Here is a 15,787-nt window from a genome sequence, read left to right on the forward strand (position 1 = left end):
AATAACGCCATGTGGCGGGCCGATGAATCGTTACCTTTGCGACATTGGCTGCATAGGTTCCGGCCGTAACGTCTTAGGCCATGACCTCACGTTCCCTCCTCCGGCTAGTGCTGGCCGGAGCCGTCGCCGCGGGCGGGTTCGCCGCGGCGACCACCCCCGCGAACGCGAGCAAGGCACCCAAGACCGTTCCGGTACGGCTGCTCGCGCTCAACGACTTCCACGGCAACCTCGAACCCCCGACCGGATCCTCCGGCCGGATGGTCGACGAGAACGGCGCCACCGTCGAGGCGGGCGGTGCCGCGTACGTCGCCACCCACATGAAGGCCCTCAGCGACAAGAACACGATCGCGGTGGCCCAGGGCGACCTGATCGGCGCGAGCCCGCTGATCTCGGCGGCCTACCACGACGAGCCGTCCGTCGAGTTCATGGGCAAGCTCGGGCTCAAGGTGGCCGCGGTCGGCAACCACGAGTTCGACGAGGGATACACGGAGCTGCGCCGGATCATGAAGGGCGGCTGCCACCCGGTGGACGGGTGCTCGCCCGCCGGCACGTGGAAGGGCGCCCAGTACGACTACGTCGGCGCCAACGTGCTGTTCAAGAACCCGAACGAGAAGACCGACGCGCTCGCGGCGCTGGGCGCGCAGCAGGCGCAGGTGAAGCAGCTGATGAGCGACTGGGGCGTGCCCGCCCTGCCGCCGGTCAGCGTCAAGTGGATGAACGGCGTGCCGATCGGCTTCATCGGCCTGGTCACCCAGACCACCCCGAACATCGTCACCGCCGAGGGCATCAAGAACCTCAAGTTCGTGGACGAGGTCAAGGCCGCGAACCTGGCGTCCAAGCTGCTCAAGCTGGTGGGCGTCAAGGCCCAGGTCGTCCTCATGCACGAGGGTGACCAGGTGACCGCGGGCCAGTCGCCGGACGCCTGCAGCGCCGTGCCGGGCGCGGGCAACCGCATCGCCACGCAGGTCGACCCCGAGATCGACGTGATCCTCAGCGGCCACTCGCACCAGGCGTACCTGTGCAAGGTCAAGGACCCCGCCGGTCAGGACCGCCTGTACTCGCAGGGTGGTTCGTTCGGCCGCGTCATCACGAAGGTCGATCTCAACGTGAACGTCAAGACGCGGGACATCGACCGCGCCTCGGTGGCGGCGGACAACCAGATCGTGACCCGTACGGTCACCCCGGATCCCGAAATTTCCGCCTTCGTGCAGACCTGGAAGGACCGGGTCGCCCCGGTCGCCAACAAGCCCGTAGGCAAGATCACCGCGGACATCACCAACACCGCGGCCCCCAGCGGCGAGTCGGCGCTCGGCGACCTCATCGCCGACGGCCAGCTGGCCGCCACCAAGACCGGCGGCAACGCGCAGATCGCCCTGATGAACCCGGGTGGCGTCCGGGCCTCGCTCACCTTCGCCGGCTCCGCGGCGGGCGAGGGCGACGGCGTGGTCACCTATGGCGAGGCGTTCACCGTGCAGCCGTTCAACAACCTGATGCAGGTCGTGACGCTGACCGGTGCGCAGCTCAAGACGGTCCTGGAGCAGCAGTTCACCGGCGGGCCGAACGCCCAGCCGTTCACCAAGATCCTCCAGCCGTCGGCGAACTTCACCTACACCTACAGCAGCGGCGCCGCGTGGGGTTCCAAGGTGTCGAACATGAAGATCGACGGCGTCGCGGTGACGGACGCGCAGACGATCCGGGTCGCGGCCAACAACTTCCTGGTCGGCGGCGGTGACGCCTTCCTCGGCTTCAAGGACGGTACGGACCTCTGGAGCGGGCCGCTGGACATCGACGCCTTCGTCGACCAGCTGGGCCGCGACAACCCGATCGCCCCGCCCGCCACGACCCGCATCACCGTAACCCCCTAGCGAACCGGCGAAGGGCCCGCTTCCAACGCGGAAGCGGGCCCTTCCTCATGTGAAGGACCCGCTTCGGAAACGAGAAGCGGGCCCTTCTTCCTTCTTCGCCCGACGCTGTCTTTCGCCCGACGCTGTCTTTCGCCCGACGCTCTTCTTCGCCTGATGGTCAGCCGGCGGTCGGCTCCACCTTGCGGATCAGCAGGCCGAAGCAGAGTGCGCCCAACACCGCCACCACACCGGTCACCAGTAGCGGGACCACGAACGACCCTGTGGCCTGGGCGAGGGCACCGATGACGATCGGGCTGAGCGCGCTGGCGATGTTGGCCGCGAAGTTCTGCAGCCCGCCGAGCGTGGCGACCTGGTGCGCGGGCGCGACGTCGGCGGGCAGGCACCAGAGCGACACGATGGCGAACGCGATCGCGGCGTAGCCACGACGCATGTGGTCACGCGGAGCTCCGCCGTACCTGATCGGGCGCCGCGGGTGTTGCAGCGCGCGGACGTACGGCCGGGCAGATGGCTGTGGCATTCCGCGACCAACGGCGGCGTGGCTCTGTCGGTCGCGGCGCGGCTGCTCGGCTACGGCGACGCGGTGGAGGAGCTGATCGCCATAGCGGGGGCGGCCACGATCGCGCAGGCCGAGGCGGCGCCCGTGTTCATCCCGCATGTGACGCCCGAGCGCGGCCCGCTGTGGCTGGAACGGCCCCGCACCGCCCTGCTCGGCTACCTGCCCGACACCGACGCCTGGTCGGCGGCGTGGGGCGCGGTCGAGGGGGTGGCCTTCGCGGTCCGCCTGATGCTGGGCGACTCCGATCATGTCGTTATGGTGGGCTCGCTGGATTACGCCGGGATCGTGGCGGACCTGTTCGGACGGCCGGTCCATCTCGTGGAGGAGACGTACCTGCCCGCGATGGGAGCCGCGGCGATGGCCGCCGAGGGGACGGACGGGGTCATACTCCCCGCGCCGCCGTATCGGCGCATCGACCCGCGTCCCGAGTGGGCGCACGTCGTCGCCGCGCGCTGGGAGTCGTACGGCGAGACCTGGGGCAGGATCGTGGGCCGCCCCACCCCCACGGCACCCCCGATGAGCGAGGAGAGTCGATGATCTACGTGACCCGCACCTTGACCGACACCGCCATGGCGCTCGTGCACTCGCTGGGCCGGCCCGTGGTGTGCGGCGAGGAGGACCCGCCCGACCGCGCCACGCTGCTGCGCCTGGTCGCGGGCGCGGAGGGGGTCGTGTGTACGCTCACCGAGCGCATCGACGCCGAGTTCCTCGACGCGGCGGGCCCGTCGCTGCGGGTCGTCGCCAACACCGCGGTCGGCTACGACAACATCGACGTGGCCGCGGCCACCGAGCGCGGGATCCAGATCACCAACACCCCAGGAGTGCTCGACGGCGCCACCGCCGACCTGACGATGGCGCTGATCCTGGCCGCCGCGCGCCGTGTGCTGGACGGCGACCGGCTGCTGCGGGAGCGTACCCCGTGGATCTGGGGGCCGCGCATGCTGCTCGGGCTCGATCTCAGCGCCGGGGCATCGCTCGGCGTGGTCGGCTACGGCCGCATCGGGCGGGCCGTCGCCCGGCGCGCCCGCGCGTTCGACATGGAGATCCTGGCCACCCCCACCTCGTCGCCGCTGTCGGAGGACGATCGGCGGGGCGTCGAGTTCGTCGAACTGCCCGAGCTGCTGGAGCGCGCCGACGTGGTCAGCCTGCACTGCCCGCTCACCCCGGCCACCCGCCATCTCATCGACGCCGACGCCATGGGCCGCATGAAGCGCACCGCGATACTGGTCAACACCGCTCGTGGCGGCATCGTCGACGAGGAGGCGCTGGTGAAGGCGCTGAGGGCGGGGACGATCGCGGGGGCGGCCCTCGACGTGTTCGAGGGCGAGCCGGCGGTGAACCCGGCGCTGGTCGAGCTCGGCAACACCGTGCTGACCCCGCACATCGGCAGCGCGGGCACGGCGACCCGCGAACGGATGTGCCACCTGTCGGTCTCGAACGTCGCGGCCGTGCTGGACGGGCGCGAACCGCTCACGCCGGTGAATCTCCATCCAGGTGCAACGGCAGACGGGTGACGAACTGGGCGCCTGGATAGTGGTCGGTGATCGTCAAGGTCCCCCGGTGCGCCTGGGCGATCTCCCTCGACAGGGCGAGGCCAAGTCCGCTGCCCTCCTTGTCCCTGGCCCGGCCCTCGGCCAGGCGGGTGAAGCGCTCGAAGACGTGCTCGCGCTCGTCGGCCGCGATGCCCGCCCCGTCGTCCGTGACCGTGATCTCGACGGTCTGGTCTCCATGGTTCACCGCCACCTGGAGGTCGATCCTGGTGGCGGCGTGCCGGGTGGCGTTGTCGAGCAGGTTGGTCAGCAGCCGGTCCAGCTGGATGCGGGAGCCCATGACGGGGGCCGTGCCCATCACGTGGGTGACGACGCTGATATCGCCTCCCGCGCGGCGGCGCCCCTGCTCCTCCGCCAGTTGGCAGGCGTCGACGACGTGCCATTCGATGACGGCGCCCGCGTCGAGCCGGGCCAGCATCAGGAGCTCCTCGATGATGTCCGTCAGACGGTCGGCTGAGGCCAGGGCCCGGGCGCCCGTCGACGCCCAGTCCGTGTCGTCCGGGTAGGCGCTGGCCACCTCCAGCTGGGTACGCAGTGCGGTGATGGGGCTGCGGAGCTCGTGCGAGGCGTCGGCCACGAAGCGGCGTTGCGTCTCGGCGGAGCGTTCCAGCCGGTCGAGGGTGTCGTTGGTGGTCACGGCGAGGTTGGAGATCTCGTCCCCGGCACCGGGCACGGGGACCCGGCGGCTCAGGTCGTGCCCGGTGATCTCGGCCAGCTCGGCCCGGATGCGCTCGACCGGGCGCAGGGTGTGGCCGACCACTGCCCAGGTGATGCCCGCGACGCCGAGCAGCATCAGTGGGGTGCCGAGGAAGATCAGGGCATAGAGCCACCCCAGTGCCCGGTTGACGTCGCTCAGCGAGGACGCGCCGTACACGGTGATCAGGCCGTACGACGTCCGCGACTGCATGGCCATGACCAGGTACTTGGATCCCTGCTCCACGCTCTCGCTGTCGCCGGTGAGCTCGATCTCGGTGGCGTAGATCGTCTCCGGCTGGGGCAGCTGGAGGTTCGCGATAGGCGGCTGGCCCCTCAGGTTGTGGCTGGAGGCGAGGACGATGCCCTCGGACGAGACGACCTGCAGGAGGGGTACACGGGGCGGCGTCGGGAGCAGGCTGCGCAGCTCCTTCGTCCGGGCGTCGTTGGCCACTCGTCGTACGGCCAGCTCCACCCGGTTCTGCACGGCGCCGCGGAGGTTGCCCGGCAACGTGCTCAGGGTGAGGCCGACCGTGGCGGCGAAGACCACGGCCGCGACCAGGGTCGCGATCATGGTCAGGCGAGCCCGGATCGAGCAGGGGAAGATCCTTTTCACCATTCCATGGCCCCTAGCATCACTATCTGTGACACTTCCCTATTATGCCGCGAGGAACAGCATTGACACTGACCTGCTGATATATCTACCTTTGCAGCGCTAAATCGTCGCGGAGAGTAAGGGCCGCCACTGTCGGCGATTCCCTGCCGACGATGGCGCAGTCAGTGATTTCGCTGTCGGCGATGCCTTGGTTTCGCTGCCGGCGATTCCGCTGTCGGCGTGCACGGCTACCGGGCGGCGGCCGGGATCGGCAGGGTGGTGGCCATGAGGCTTCTGGTGCTGGGCGGGACGGAGTTCGTGGGGCGGGTCTTCGTCGAGGAGGCTGTCGCGTCCGGCTGGGACGTGACCGTGTTCAACCGGGGCACGCATGCCCCGCCGCCCACGGTGACGGTGCTGCGGGGCGACCGGGCGAAGCCGGGCGGGCTGGCGGCGCTCGACCGTGGTGAGTGGGACGTCGTGGTCGACACCTGGTCGTGGGCGCCGTCCGCCGTACGCGACGCGGCGACACTGCTGGCCGAGCGGGCGGGACACTACGTCTACGTGTCCAGCCGGTCCGTCTACACCTACCCGTCGGCGGCGGGTGCCGACGAGGACGCCCCGGTGGTGGCGGCCTCGGCCAATGACGGCGATGACGTGGGTTACGCGCGGTTCAAGGCCGGTGGGGAGCTGGCGGCGGTGGCCGCCTTCGGGGAGCGGGCCCTGCTGGCGCGGGCGGGGTTGATCCTGGGACCGCACGAGAACATCGGGCGGTTGCCGTGGTGGTTGAGCAGGATCGCGCGTGGCGGGCCGGTGCTCGCGCCGGGGCCCGCCGAGCTGCCCCTGCAGTACGTGGACGCGCGCGACATGGCCCAGTGGTGCCTTGAGGCGGCCAAGGACGGACTGGGTGGGGCCTACAACGTGGTGAGCCCATCGGGATTCGTCACCATGGAGGAGTTGCTGCGGACCTGCCGGCAAGTGACCGGGTCCGGGGCCGAGCTGCGATGGGTGGAGCCGGAGCCGATCCTGGCGGCCGGAGTGGAGCCGTGGACCGATCTGCCGATCTGGCTGCTGGGCGAGGACCACGACACCATGCACCGGGGTGACGTGTCGAAGGCGGTGGCGGCCGGGCTGCGGTTCCGGCCGGTGGCCGAGACGGTGGCCGACACGTGGGCGTGGCTGCGAAGCATTGGCGGGCGGGCGCCCATGCGTCCTGACCGGCCGCCGGTCGGCCTGGACTCGAAGGTGGAGGCCGCGCTGCTGGGGCTCGACGGCTGATCCCAGCCCGCATCAGGTGCGTGTCGCCTGCTCTGGGGCAGCGCGATTGCCGAGCGCAACGTCCGATACCTGCTCTGGGGCAGCGCGGTCACCAGGTGTACCGTCCGATCATGGACATGATGACCGTTGAGCAGAACGGCATCAACGCCGTTCCGGCAGCCGAGCGGCGGGGCACGCCTCGGGACCTGTTATGGCCGTGGGCCGGCGCCAACCTCTCCCTGTTCGGCGTCGCCTTCGGTGTCTACATCGTCGGGCTCGGTCTGGGCGTCGTCCCGGCGATCATCACGGGAGCGATCGGTTACGCGCTCTCGTTCGGGCTGGTCGGGCTGGTCGCCATCGCGGGCACCCGGTCGGGGGTGCCGACGATGACGCTCGGCCGCGCCCCGTTCGGCTACCAGGGCAACAAGCTGCCGGCCGTACTCTCCTACGTCTCGAACGTCGGCTGGGAGATCGTGCTCGTGACGCTGTCGGCGCAGGGCGGCGCGGCGATCCTGAAGCGGGTCGCGCCCAGCATTCCCGGCACGACCGCCATGGCGGTCTGCTTCGCGGTCGCCGCGTTGCTCACGATCGTGATCGGGGTGTACGGCCACGCGTTGATCATGGCGGTGCAACGGTATCTGACGTACGCGTTCATCGTGCTGACCGTCGTCTACATGATCCTCATGGCCCCGAAGCTCGGCACCTCGCTGGACACCACCGCCGGCCCCGGCGGCTGGGTGGGCGCGGTCATCTTCGCGATGACACTGCTCGGCCTGGGCTGGGTCAACTGCGGCGCCGACTACTCGCGCTACCTGCCCACCGCGTCCAAGCCCTCGTCGGTGGCGCTGTGGACGACGGTGGGCGGGGCGGTGCCGCCCATGGTGCTGCTCGTCTTCGGCGTCCTGCTGGCCGGCGGCGACCCCAAGCTGGCCCAGGCCGCGGGCGCGGATCCCGTCGGAGCGCTGGCGGCGGCGCTGCCGACCTGGTTCCTGCTGCCGTACCTGCTGACCGCCATCGGTGGCTTCCTGGCCGGGGCGATCATGGACATCTACTCGTCGGGACTGTCCATGCTGGCGCTGGGGGTGCCGATCAAGCGGCACTACGCGGTGCTCATCGACGGCGCGCTGATGGTGCTCGGCGGCTACTACCTGCTGTTCGTCTCGACCAGCTTCCTGGCGACCTTCCAGGCGTTCCTGGCGATCATCGGGGTGGTGATGGCCGCCTGGGTGGCCGTCTTCCTCGTCGACATGTGGCTCCGGCGGGCGGGCGGGCGGTCCTACGACGAGCGGCTGCTTCGGCCCGGGGCGCCCGCTCTGAACTGGGCGGGAGTGATCTCGCTGGTCGCGGCGTCTGTTGTGGGTGTCGGGCTCATCACCTCCACCGACCCGAACATCGCCCGGGTTGTCGGCTTCCTGATGAGTGACCAGCTGAGGGCGGGGACGTTTGGGGCGGCCAATATCGGGGTGGTGGTGGCGCTGGTGTTGGCGGGGGTTCTCTACTTCGCGATTTCGAGTTTGGCGCCGCGCCGTAGCGGCTGAGCGCTCCCGGTCCGTCACACGACGGTCTCTGCCCCTGCGACGGTCCGTGGTGGCTGGGGTCCTAATGAGAGATACCCCTCCAGGGGGAGAAGAGGAAACGGGCCGTCGTGGCGGGTGTCCCTCTGGAGGGATGCCCCCTCCGAGGGCGGGGAGGAAGACGGGCCGTCGTGGCAGATGTCCCTCGAGGGTGGGGAGGAAGCCGGGCCGTCGTGGCGGGTGTCCATCGGGTCGTGGTTGGCGTCCCTCGGGAGGGACACCCCCTCCGGGGGAGGAAGGTGCCGGTCCGTCTTGGCAGAGACCTCAAGGACGGACACCCCCCGGGGGGAGAGGAAGAAACCGGCCGTTCTGATGCAGGCCCCAAGAACGGACACCCCTCCGGGGGAAAGCCGGTCCGTCCTGGCACAGGTCCCAAGGACGGACGCCCCTCCGGGGGGACCGTGTTAGGCGGTCACGATGGCGAAGTCGGGGATCGGGTGGTCGAGTACGGCCACCAGGCGTCGCAGTACGCCGATGTCGCCTTCTCGCTCGACCCGCTCGACCCCCCGGCCGGCCAGCAGGCCGAGCAGCTGCGCCTTGGTCAGTCGCAAGGTCAGGTCGACCGGCCCCTCGGGCGGGTCGGCGTGCTGGATGAGCGCGCCGTTCGACAGCGTGGTCCGGTACCTCTCGCCCAGGTCGGTCAGGTGCCAGTCGATGGACAGGCTCTCGTTCCAGGCCCGCGGCCCGTCGATCCGGATGGCGATCGAGTCGAGGATCTGGTCGACGCCGAGCGCCGCGACCAGGCCGGGCGCGGCCCGCTCCGTGGCGGCCGGCACGACGCCGTCGCTCAGCTCCAGCGCGCCCGTCAGGTAGAGGTTGCGCCAGGTGGCGTTCTCCGCGCCGTGCCCAAGCCGGGTGTACACCTCGGCGAGCAGGTCGCGCGCCTCCTTGTTGCCCTCGTCGGCGAAGACCGCGTGGTTGAGCAGTTGGGCGGCGAAGCGCAGGTCGTTCTCCTTGAGGTAGCGCCTGGCGAAGGCGACGACGGCCGCACCGCCGCCGAGGCACTCCACGTAGCGGGTCGCGCTCTCCCTGGGCGGGTGCTCCCACAGGTGCGCGGGGTTGCCGTCGAACCAGCCCAGGTAGCGCTGGTAGATGGCCTTGACGCTGTGGCCGACCGGTCCGTGGTAGCCGTGGGTGTGCCAGACCTGCTCCAGCTCGGGCGGCACCCGCATGGCCTCGGCGATCTCGGCTCCGGTCAGGCCTTTGTTCATCAGCCGAAGGGTCTGGTCGTGCAGGTAGGAGTACAGGTCACGCTGCTGCGACAGGAACCGGGCGATCTCCGGCCCGCCCCAGGTGGGCCAGTGGTGCGAGGCGAAGGCGACGTCGAGCTCGGCCGCGAACAGCGTGACCGTCTCGTCCAGTTGCCGAGCCAGGGCTTTGGCGTCCCGCAGGGGCAGGAGGTTGTGCGGGTTGCGGGTGGCGTTCTCGCCCAGGCAGAGGGCCCGGCGGCCGGGCAGGTACAGGGCCAGCTCCGGTGGCGACTGGGCGAGCTGGAAGACGATGCGTACCCCGTCGACGGTCTCCTCCTGTCCCGTACGTTCGACGTCGACCGTGGGGGCGATGAGCGAGATGGAGCGGGTCTTGCCCAGGCCCGTACCGATCTGGCCATCGGGTGATCGTTCGAGGGCCTGGCCGTACAGGTAGACGGATCGGCGGGCTGTGGCGGACCAGGCGTGCAGGTGTTCGCGGGCGACGTTCCGCAGGAAGCCCGCGGGCGCCAGGACCGGCACGCCGCCGCCGGTGACGCCGCGCACGCCGCCGAAGTGGTCGACGTGCGGATGCGTGTAGATCACCCCGGTCACGGGCCGGGCGCCGCGATGGGCTCGGTAGAGGCGCAGCGCCGCGGCGGCGCACTCGGTGGAGATGAGCGGGTCGATGATGATCACACCGGAGTCGCCCTCGACGATCGACATGTTCGACAGGTCGAACCCGCGCACCTGGTAGACGCCGTCCGTCACCTCGTACAGCCCCTGCCTGGCGGAGAGCCGCGCCTGCCGCCACAGGCTGGGATGCGCGCTGCCGGGGCACTCCTGCTCCAGGAAGGCGGCCGACTCGCCGTCCCAGATGACCTTGCTGTCGGCGGCGCTGACCACCGCCGGGCTGAACTTCGCGATGAAGCCGCGATCCGCCGCCGCCTCGAAGTCGTTGGAATCGTGGAGTGGAAGGTCGGCCATGCCCAGGCCCATTCCCGAGAACCGGTCAACGCATATCCTCGTTAATGGGCAATCCCGACAAAGCCCGCTAGGGGGTTCCGTGGAAGCGTGCGTGTTCGACCTCGACGGCGTACTCGTCGACTCCGAGCCGGTCTGGGAGGAGGTGCGGCGGGCGTTCGTCGCCGAACACGGCGGCACCTGGCAGGAGGACACCCAGTCCAGGCTCATGGGGATGAGCACCCAGGAATGGGCTGCCTACCTGCACGAACTCGGTGTGGCGCTGCCTCCGGACGAGATCGCGCGCGGCGTGGTGGACCAGATGGCCGAGCGCTACCGGCACGGCGTACCGCTGATGAAGGGGGCGCCCGAGGCGGTGCGGCGCCTGGCGGCGGACCTCACGCTGGGCCTGGCCAGCTCCTCGCCGCGTGCGTTGATCGAGGTGGTGCTGGACGCGGCCGACTTCCGTGACTGCTTCGCCGTCACTGTCTCCACCGAGGAGGTACCGCGCGGCAAGCCCGCCCCCGACGGCTACCTGGAGGCGACCGCCAAGCTGGGGGTCGATCCGCGCGGGTGCGTGGCGGTGGAGGATTCGAGCAACGGCCTGCGCTCGGCGCACGCGGCCGGGATGCGGGTGATCGCCGTGCCCCATCCCCGTTATCCGCCCGCCCCCGACGCGCTGGCGCTCGCCTGGAAGGTCGTCCCCGACCTCGACTCCCTCACGGTCGCGGCGCTCGAACGATGACCCGACTTCGAGGCTTCCGTACGATGACCCGACTCACCAACCCCCTCACGATGGCGGCGCTCCAACGATGATCCGGCTCAGAACTCCCGACGATCTCGACGCGTGCGTGCGGGCGCTGGCCGAGGTTCAGGCCGCCGACCGGTACCCCGTGGACTGGCCCGACGATCCGCACCGCTGGCTCACGCCCGGCGACCTGCTCCGAGCCTGGATCGCCCTGGACGAGCAGGGCGTCATAGTCGGTCATGTCGGGCTCGCTCAGGTCGAGTCGCGGGTGGCCGAGCTGGTCGGCACGCCCGTCCGCGCGTCCGTGACCCGCCTGTTCGTCACGCCGTCCGCCCGGCGTGACGGGCTCGCCGCCCGTCTGCTGGACACCGCCCTCGCCGACGCGGACGGACGTCTCACGCTGGAGGTCTCCGCCGAGGGCCGGGCGGCCATCGCCGCCTACGAGAGGTACGGCTGGCAGCGCGTCGCCACCTCCCGGGCCCGATGGCGCAACGCGGCCGGTGAACCCGCCCTGGTGCACCATTACCTGAGCCCGTGAAGCTATCCTTTCGGAATCGTGCGAGACATCACGGTATTCAGCGGCAGTGCCCACCCCGACCTGGCTGAGGAGATCTGCTCCCACCTGGGCACCCCGCTCCACCCGGTCAAGGTCAACCGCTTCGCCAACGACGTGCTGGAGGTCCAGCTCCAGGCCAACTGCAGAGAACGCGACGTCTTCATCATCCAGCCGCTGGTCCCGCCCGTACAGGAGAACCTGGTCGAGCTGCTGCTGATGCTCGACGCGGCCCGTGGGGCGTCCGCCGCCAGGACGACCGTGGTGATGCCCCATTACGCTTTTGCCCGGAGCGACAAAAAGGACGCGCCGCGCATCTCCATGGGGGCCAGGCTGGTGGCGGACCTGCTGGTGACGGCGGGCGCCGGGCGGGTGCTGACGATGACGCTGCACTCGCCACAGGTGCACGGGTTCTTCAGCGTGCCCGTCGACCACCTGCACGCGCTGCGCGAGCTGGCCGCCCATTTCCGCCAGTACGACCTGTCCAACACCGTCGTCGTCTCCCCCGACCTGGGCAACGCCAAGGAGGCCGCGCACTTCGCCCGGCTGCTCGGCGCCGACGTGGCGATGGGGGCCAAGCAGCGCTTCAGCGACGACCGGGTGGTGATCAGCTCGGTGATCGGCGAGGTCAAGGGCAAGGACGTGATCATCCTGGACGACGAGATCGCCAAAGGCACCACCGTCATCGAGCTGCTCGACCGGCTGCGCGAGCGTGGCGTCAACTCCGTACGCGTGGCGTGCACGCATGGGCTGTTCGCGGCCGGGTCGATCGAGCGTCTGAGCGCGCTGCCCGAGGTCGAGGAGATCGTCTGCACCAACACCGTGCCCGTGCCCAAGCCCACGGACAAGCTCACGGTCCTGTCCATCGCCCCGGCGCTGGCCGAGGCGATGCGGCGGATCCACGACGGGGAGTCGGTGAGCGCGCTGTTCAGCGCGCCGTGACAAAAGGTCATCACGTGGGCTTCTCGCAATTGTGGATCTATCACGACATGCTGCTCGGATGATCGATACGAAGCTCGCCGGTCGGATCGTTCTCGTCACCGGCGCCAGCAGAGGGATCGGCGCGGCGGTCGCGCGTGCCTTCTCGGCTGAGGGGGCGCGGGTGGCGGTGCACTACTTCAGCGGGAGAACCGCTCCTCCGGGCGTCACCTGGGAGCACGTCACCCCCGCCAGGGACGTCGCCGAGGCGCTGGCCGCCGAGCTCCGCGACGCGGTGGCCGTACCCGCCGATCTACGTGAGCCGGAGGCGGCGCGGCAGCTGTTCGACACGGTCGAGCGGCTGCTGGGGCCGGTCGACGTGCTGGTGAACAACGCCGCGCACTGCGAAAGCCCGGACACCTTCGGCGCCCTCACCGCCGACGGCCTGCGCCGCCACTACGAGGTCAACGCGATCGCCCCCGCGCTGCTCGTCTCCGAACTGGCGAACCGGCGGCGGGACGGCCGCGAGCCGTGCGTGGTGAACGTCTCCACGGACGCCGCGCGCGCCTTCCCCGGTCAGATCGGGTACGGGACGTCCAAGGCGGCGCTGGAGGCCCTTACGCGGGCGGCCGCGCTCGACCTCGGTGCGGCCGGCATCCGGGTCAACGCGGTGGCTCCTGGGCCGGTGCAGACCGGCTGGATGGACGCCGAGATGTGCGCGCGGGTCGGCGAGATCGTGCCGCTGGGGCGGGTGGGCGAGCCCGCCGACATCGCCGACGCCGTCGTGTTCCTCGCCTCGCACCAGGCTCGGTGGATCACCGGTCAGGTTCTCCAGGTGGCGGGTGGCCACGCGCTCTAGTGTGGTGACCGCCTCAGCCCCTGTGACGGTCCGTGGTGGCTGAGGTCTCTCGGGAGAGATACCCCCTCCGGGGGGAGAAGAGGGAGACGGTCCGTCGCGGGCTGAGGTCCCTCAGGACAGATACCCCCTCCGGGGGGAGAAGAGCGACACGGTCCATCGGGACAGATACCCCTCCGAGGGGAGCGGAAGAAGACAGTCCGTCGTGAGGACAGACGTCCCCACGGAGGCGCGGAAGATGACGGTCCGTCGTGGACACCGCTCTAGGCGAAGCCGCCGTTGCTCATCAGCAGTTGGCCGTTGATCCACTGGCCCTGCGGGGAGCACAGGAAGTCGACCAAGTCGGCGGTCTCCTTGGGCGTGCCGAGGCGGTTGAGCGGGGTCTGGCGGAGGAGGCTCTCCCGGGCCTCGTCCGACATCCAGCCGGTGTCCACCGGTCCGGGATTGATGACGTTGGCGCTGACGCCGAGGTGGGCCAGCTCGCGGGCGGCGGCCAGGACGATGCGGTCCAGGGCGCCTTTGCTCGCGCCGTAGGGCAGGTTGCCGACCGTGTGGTCGCTGGTGAGGCCGATGATCCGGCCGGTCCCGTGGGCGCCCGAGAAGCGGCGGCCGTACTCGCGGACCAGCAGCCAGGTGGCCCGCGCGTTGACGGCGAAGTGGCGGTCGAAGCTGGCGAGGGTGGTGTCGAGCAGGCCGGAGGCGACTGATTCGCAGTGGCACATCACCAGGGCGGTGACATTGCCCAGCCGGCGTTCGGCCTCGTCGAAGATCCGTGCGGGGGAGTCGGCGTCCGTCAGGTCGGCCTCGATCGCCGCGCCGCGCCCGGCGAGGCTTTCGCCGATCGCGTCGGCCGCCCCCGGCTCGGCGCCCCAGGACATGCGCTCGTCGTACGGGGTCCAGTACGTGTAGGCGATGTCCCAGCCCGCGGCCGCCAGCCTGCGGGCGATGCCGGCGCCGATGCCGACAGTGCGCCCCACACCGGTGACCAGGGCCACTTTTCCGTCGCGTCTCCTGTCGACCATAGTGGCCATCATGCATGCGCCAACCGATCTTCTGCTAACCCGTTTCCTCCACGACATCAGGCCGGCCGTACCCCTGGTCGCCCTGTGGGCGCACGGGTCGCTCGCGGCGGGTGACTACCAGCCGGGCAAGAGCGATCTCGATCTCATCGCGGTGGTCGAGACGGACCTCACCGAGGAGCAGCGGCAACGGCTGGCCAAGCTGCACGAGGAGATCGTGCTGCCGCTCGCCGAGCATCTGCACTGCTCCTACATGCCCAAACACCGGCTGAGCGACTTCGCGACCGACCATGTGACCTGGGCGCACCAGGAGCTGTACGAGCGGCCGGTCACCCCGGTGACCCGTCGTGAGCTGCACTCGGGCGCCCTTGAACTGTACGGCGAGCCGCCCGCGGGCCTGCTGCCGACGGTGTCGGACGAGGAGCTGAGCGAATTCATCCGGACGGATCTCCAGGATTTCTGGCTGGCCAAGACGCGCGAGCGCGAGCTGTGGCTGCGGGACATCTGGGTGGATCTCGGGATGATCACCGTGGCGAGAGCGACGGTCACCTTGCGGGACGGGCGGCTGATCACCAAGCGGGAGGCCCTGGACGTGCTGGCCGAGCTCGGTGCGCCGATGAACGTGGTGGCGGACATCCGGGCCCGCAGGTACGGCCTGCCGCAACCGTTCCTGAGCCGGTTCAGGCGCGGAACCCTGGCCAGGGTCTTCATCAGGGCGGCGATCAAGCGTGCCCTCGGCTGACGATCAGAACACCACCCCGGATAGTCTTTGCCGGGTCACCACCAGAAAACGGGGAAAGGCGGGACATGGGGGAGATCAGGGAGTCCTATCTGGTCGCCGCGTCGTCCGCGGTCGCACTGCTGCGTGAGCCGGCCGTGGCCGCCGCGTGGGAGAAGCCGAGCGCGTTGACCGAGTTCAGCGTGGCCGGCCTGGCCGCGCACCTGGCCCACCAGATCGTCCGGGTCGACAGCCTGCTCGACGACGGCGGACCGATCGGTGAGCCGATCCCGCTGATCGAGCACTTCACCAGGTCGCCGTGGGTGCAGGCGGGCCTCGACCACGAGAGCAACGTGGGCATCCGGCGGGCCGGTGAGGTGGCCGCCGCCGACGGCCCGGTGGCGCTGGCCGCCAAGGCGGGCGAGCTCTTCGACCGGCAGCGGGTCGCCCTGCCCGCGCAGCCCAGCGACAAGGTGGTGTATCTGCCCTGGTCGGGCTGGTCGCTCCGGTTCGACGACCTCCTGCTCACCCGCCTGATGGAGCTGGTCGTACACTCCGACGACCTGGCCGCCAGTGTGGGTGTGGAGACTCCCGAGCTGCCGTCCTCGGTCGTCGAGCCGGTCGTCGAGCTGCTGGCGCGGCTGGCCGTACACCGTCATGGCGCGACGGCGGTGATCCGCACGCTGAGCAGGGCCGAGCGGGCGCCCGCCACGATCAGCGCCTTCTGACCAGGGCCCG

General features: G+C 70.3%; 15 protein-coding genes. 11 read left to right on the plus strand and 4 right to left on the minus strand.

The window, feature by feature from the left end; genetic code table 11:
• Positions 1-80 precede the first annotated feature (80 nt).
• Positions 81-1,865, plus strand: coding sequence for a bifunctional metallophosphatase/5'-nucleotidase (locus ACQP2T_RS57175; RefSeq protein ID WP_433513080.1), 1,785 nt, complete (start codon positions 81-83; stop codon positions 1,863-1,865).
• 157 nt (positions 1,866-2,022) lie between these two features.
• On the opposite strand, the gene ACQP2T_RS57180 is transcribed toward ACQP2T_RS57175, so the two are convergent.
• Positions 2,023-2,295 (minus strand): hypothetical protein, encoded by a 273-nt coding sequence (locus ACQP2T_RS57180; RefSeq protein WP_433513081.1) that lies wholly within the window; start codon positions 2,293-2,295, stop codon positions 2,023-2,025.
• Here ACQP2T_RS57180 and ACQP2T_RS57185 point away from each other — a divergent pair, their 5' ends adjacent.
• Positions 2,296-2,958: a hypothetical protein gene (locus tag ACQP2T_RS57185; protein WP_433513082.1), complete on the plus strand. Its 663-nt coding sequence runs from the start codon at positions 2,296-2,298 to the stop codon at positions 2,956-2,958. It begins immediately after the preceding gene.
• Positions 2,955-3,935 (plus strand): 2-hydroxyacid dehydrogenase, encoded by a 981-nt coding sequence (locus ACQP2T_RS57190; RefSeq protein WP_433513083.1) that lies wholly within the window; start codon positions 2,955-2,957, stop codon positions 3,933-3,935. The genes ACQP2T_RS57185 and ACQP2T_RS57190 overlap by 4 nt, the downstream gene beginning before the upstream one ends.
• Here ACQP2T_RS57190 and ACQP2T_RS57195 read toward each other — a convergent pair.
• A complete protein-coding gene (locus ACQP2T_RS57195) occupies positions 3,892-5,283 on the minus strand; it encodes an ATP-binding protein (protein ID WP_433513084.1) in 1,392 nt (463 codons plus the stop codon). The genes ACQP2T_RS57190 and ACQP2T_RS57195 overlap by 44 nt on opposite strands.
• A gap of 261 nt (positions 5,284-5,544) precedes the next feature.
• On the opposite strand from ACQP2T_RS57195, the gene ACQP2T_RS57200 reads away from it, so the two are divergent.
• Together ACQP2T_RS57200 and ACQP2T_RS57205 are read left to right on the plus strand one after the other, a co-directional pair.
• Entirely contained in the window at positions 5,545-6,534 is a 990-nt protein-coding gene (locus ACQP2T_RS57200) for an NAD-dependent epimerase/dehydratase family protein (RefSeq protein WP_433513085.1), read from the plus strand.
• A 110-nt stretch (positions 6,535-6,644) separates the two neighbouring features.
• Complete coding sequence (locus ACQP2T_RS57205; RefSeq protein WP_433513086.1) at positions 6,645-8,051, plus strand: purine-cytosine permease family protein; 1,407 nt, start codon at positions 6,645-6,647, stop codon at positions 8,049-8,051.
• A 440-nt stretch (positions 8,052-8,491) separates the two neighbouring features.
• On the opposite strand, the gene ACQP2T_RS57210 is transcribed toward ACQP2T_RS57205, so the two are convergent.
• Positions 8,492-10,261 carry an alkyl/aryl-sulfatase gene (locus ACQP2T_RS57210; RefSeq protein ID WP_433513087.1) on the minus strand — a complete coding sequence of 590 codons (1,770 nt, stop codon included), beginning with the start codon at positions 10,259-10,261 and terminating at the stop codon, positions 8,492-8,494.
• Between the two features lie 79 nt (positions 10,262-10,340).
• Here ACQP2T_RS57210 and ACQP2T_RS57215 point away from each other — a divergent pair, with 79 nt between their 5' ends.
• The 4 genes from ACQP2T_RS57215 (at position 10,341) to ACQP2T_RS57230 (ending at position 13,315) form a co-directional block, all read left to right on the plus strand.
• Positions 10,341-10,982, plus strand: coding sequence for an HAD family hydrolase (locus tag ACQP2T_RS57215; protein ID WP_433513088.1), 642 nt, complete (start codon positions 10,341-10,343; stop codon positions 10,980-10,982).
• A gap of 67 nt (positions 10,983-11,049) precedes the next feature.
• Entirely contained in the window at positions 11,050-11,523 is a 474-nt protein-coding gene (locus ACQP2T_RS57220; RefSeq protein WP_433513089.1) for an N-acetyltransferase family protein, read from the plus strand.
• A gap of 18 nt (positions 11,524-11,541) precedes the next feature.
• On the plus strand, positions 11,542-12,480 hold the full coding sequence (locus ACQP2T_RS57225) for a ribose-phosphate diphosphokinase (protein ID WP_433513090.1): 939 nt from the start codon (positions 11,542-11,544) through the stop codon (positions 12,478-12,480).
• A gap of 58 nt (positions 12,481-12,538) precedes the next feature.
• On the plus strand, positions 12,539-13,315 hold the full coding sequence (locus ACQP2T_RS57230; protein ID WP_433513091.1) for an SDR family NAD(P)-dependent oxidoreductase: 777 nt from the start codon (positions 12,539-12,541) through the stop codon (positions 13,313-13,315).
• Positions 13,316-13,575: 260 nt separating this feature from the next.
• On the opposite strand, the gene ACQP2T_RS57235 is transcribed toward ACQP2T_RS57230, so the two are convergent.
• Positions 13,576-14,334, minus strand: a complete 759-nt coding sequence (locus tag ACQP2T_RS57235; protein WP_433513092.1) for an SDR family oxidoreductase — start codon at positions 14,332-14,334, stop codon at positions 13,576-13,578.
• 10 nt (positions 14,335-14,344) lie between these two features.
• On the opposite strand from ACQP2T_RS57235, the gene ACQP2T_RS57240 reads away from it, so the two are divergent.
• Together ACQP2T_RS57240 and ACQP2T_RS57245 are read left to right on the plus strand one after the other, a co-directional pair.
• A complete protein-coding gene (locus ACQP2T_RS57240; protein WP_433513093.1) occupies positions 14,345-15,073 on the plus strand; it encodes a nucleotidyltransferase domain-containing protein in 729 nt (242 codons plus the stop codon).
• Between the two features lie 65 nt (positions 15,074-15,138).
• The gene (locus ACQP2T_RS57245) at positions 15,139-15,777 is read left to right on the plus strand and encodes a maleylpyruvate isomerase N-terminal domain-containing protein (RefSeq protein ID WP_433513094.1); all 639 of its coding nucleotides are present in this window, start codon (positions 15,139-15,141) and stop codon (positions 15,775-15,777) included.
• Positions 15,778-15,787 lie beyond the last annotated feature (10 nt).

Origin of the sequence: Nonomuraea sp. CA-143628 (assembly GCF_050942315.1) — a bacterium.
Classification (GTDB): Bacteria; Actinomycetota; Actinomycetes; order Streptosporangiales; family Streptosporangiaceae; genus Nonomuraea.

Bases quoted from the DNA above. Each gene is read 5' to 3' on its own strand.
- ACQP2T_RS57175 (WP_433513080.1), top strand. From the start codon at position 81: ATGACCTCACGTTCCCTCCTCCGGCTAGTGCTGGCCGGAGCCGTCGCC.
- ACQP2T_RS57180 (WP_433513081.1), bottom strand. From the start codon at position 2,295: ATGCGTCGTGGCTACGCCGCGATCGCGTTCGCCATCGTGTCGCTCTGG.
- ACQP2T_RS57190 (WP_433513083.1), top strand. From the start codon at position 2,955: ATGATCTACGTGACCCGCACCTTGACCGACACCGCCATGGCGCTCGTG.
- ACQP2T_RS57195 (WP_433513084.1), bottom strand. From the start codon at position 5,283: ATGGTGAAAAGGATCTTCCCCTGCTCGATCCGGGCTCGCCTGACCATG.
- ACQP2T_RS57200 (WP_433513085.1), top strand. From the start codon at position 5,545: ATGAGGCTTCTGGTGCTGGGCGGGACGGAGTTCGTGGGGCGGGTCTTC.
- ACQP2T_RS57205 (WP_433513086.1), top strand. From the start codon at position 6,645: ATGGACATGATGACCGTTGAGCAGAACGGCATCAACGCCGTTCCGGCA.
- ACQP2T_RS57210 (WP_433513087.1), bottom strand. From the start codon at position 10,261: ATGGCCGACCTTCCACTCCACGATTCCAACGACTTCGAGGCGGCGGCG.
- ACQP2T_RS57220 (WP_433513089.1), top strand. From the start codon at position 11,050: ATGATCCGGCTCAGAACTCCCGACGATCTCGACGCGTGCGTGCGGGCG.
- ACQP2T_RS57230 (WP_433513091.1), top strand. From the start codon at position 12,539: ATGATCGATACGAAGCTCGCCGGTCGGATCGTTCTCGTCACCGGCGCC.
- ACQP2T_RS57235 (WP_433513092.1), bottom strand. From the start codon at position 14,334: ATGGTCGACAGGAGACGCGACGGAAAAGTGGCCCTGGTCACCGGTGTG.
- ACQP2T_RS57240 (WP_433513093.1), top strand. From the start codon at position 14,345: ATGCATGCGCCAACCGATCTTCTGCTAACCCGTTTCCTCCACGACATC.
- ACQP2T_RS57245 (WP_433513094.1), top strand. From the start codon at position 15,139: ATGGGGGAGATCAGGGAGTCCTATCTGGTCGCCGCGTCGTCCGCGGTC.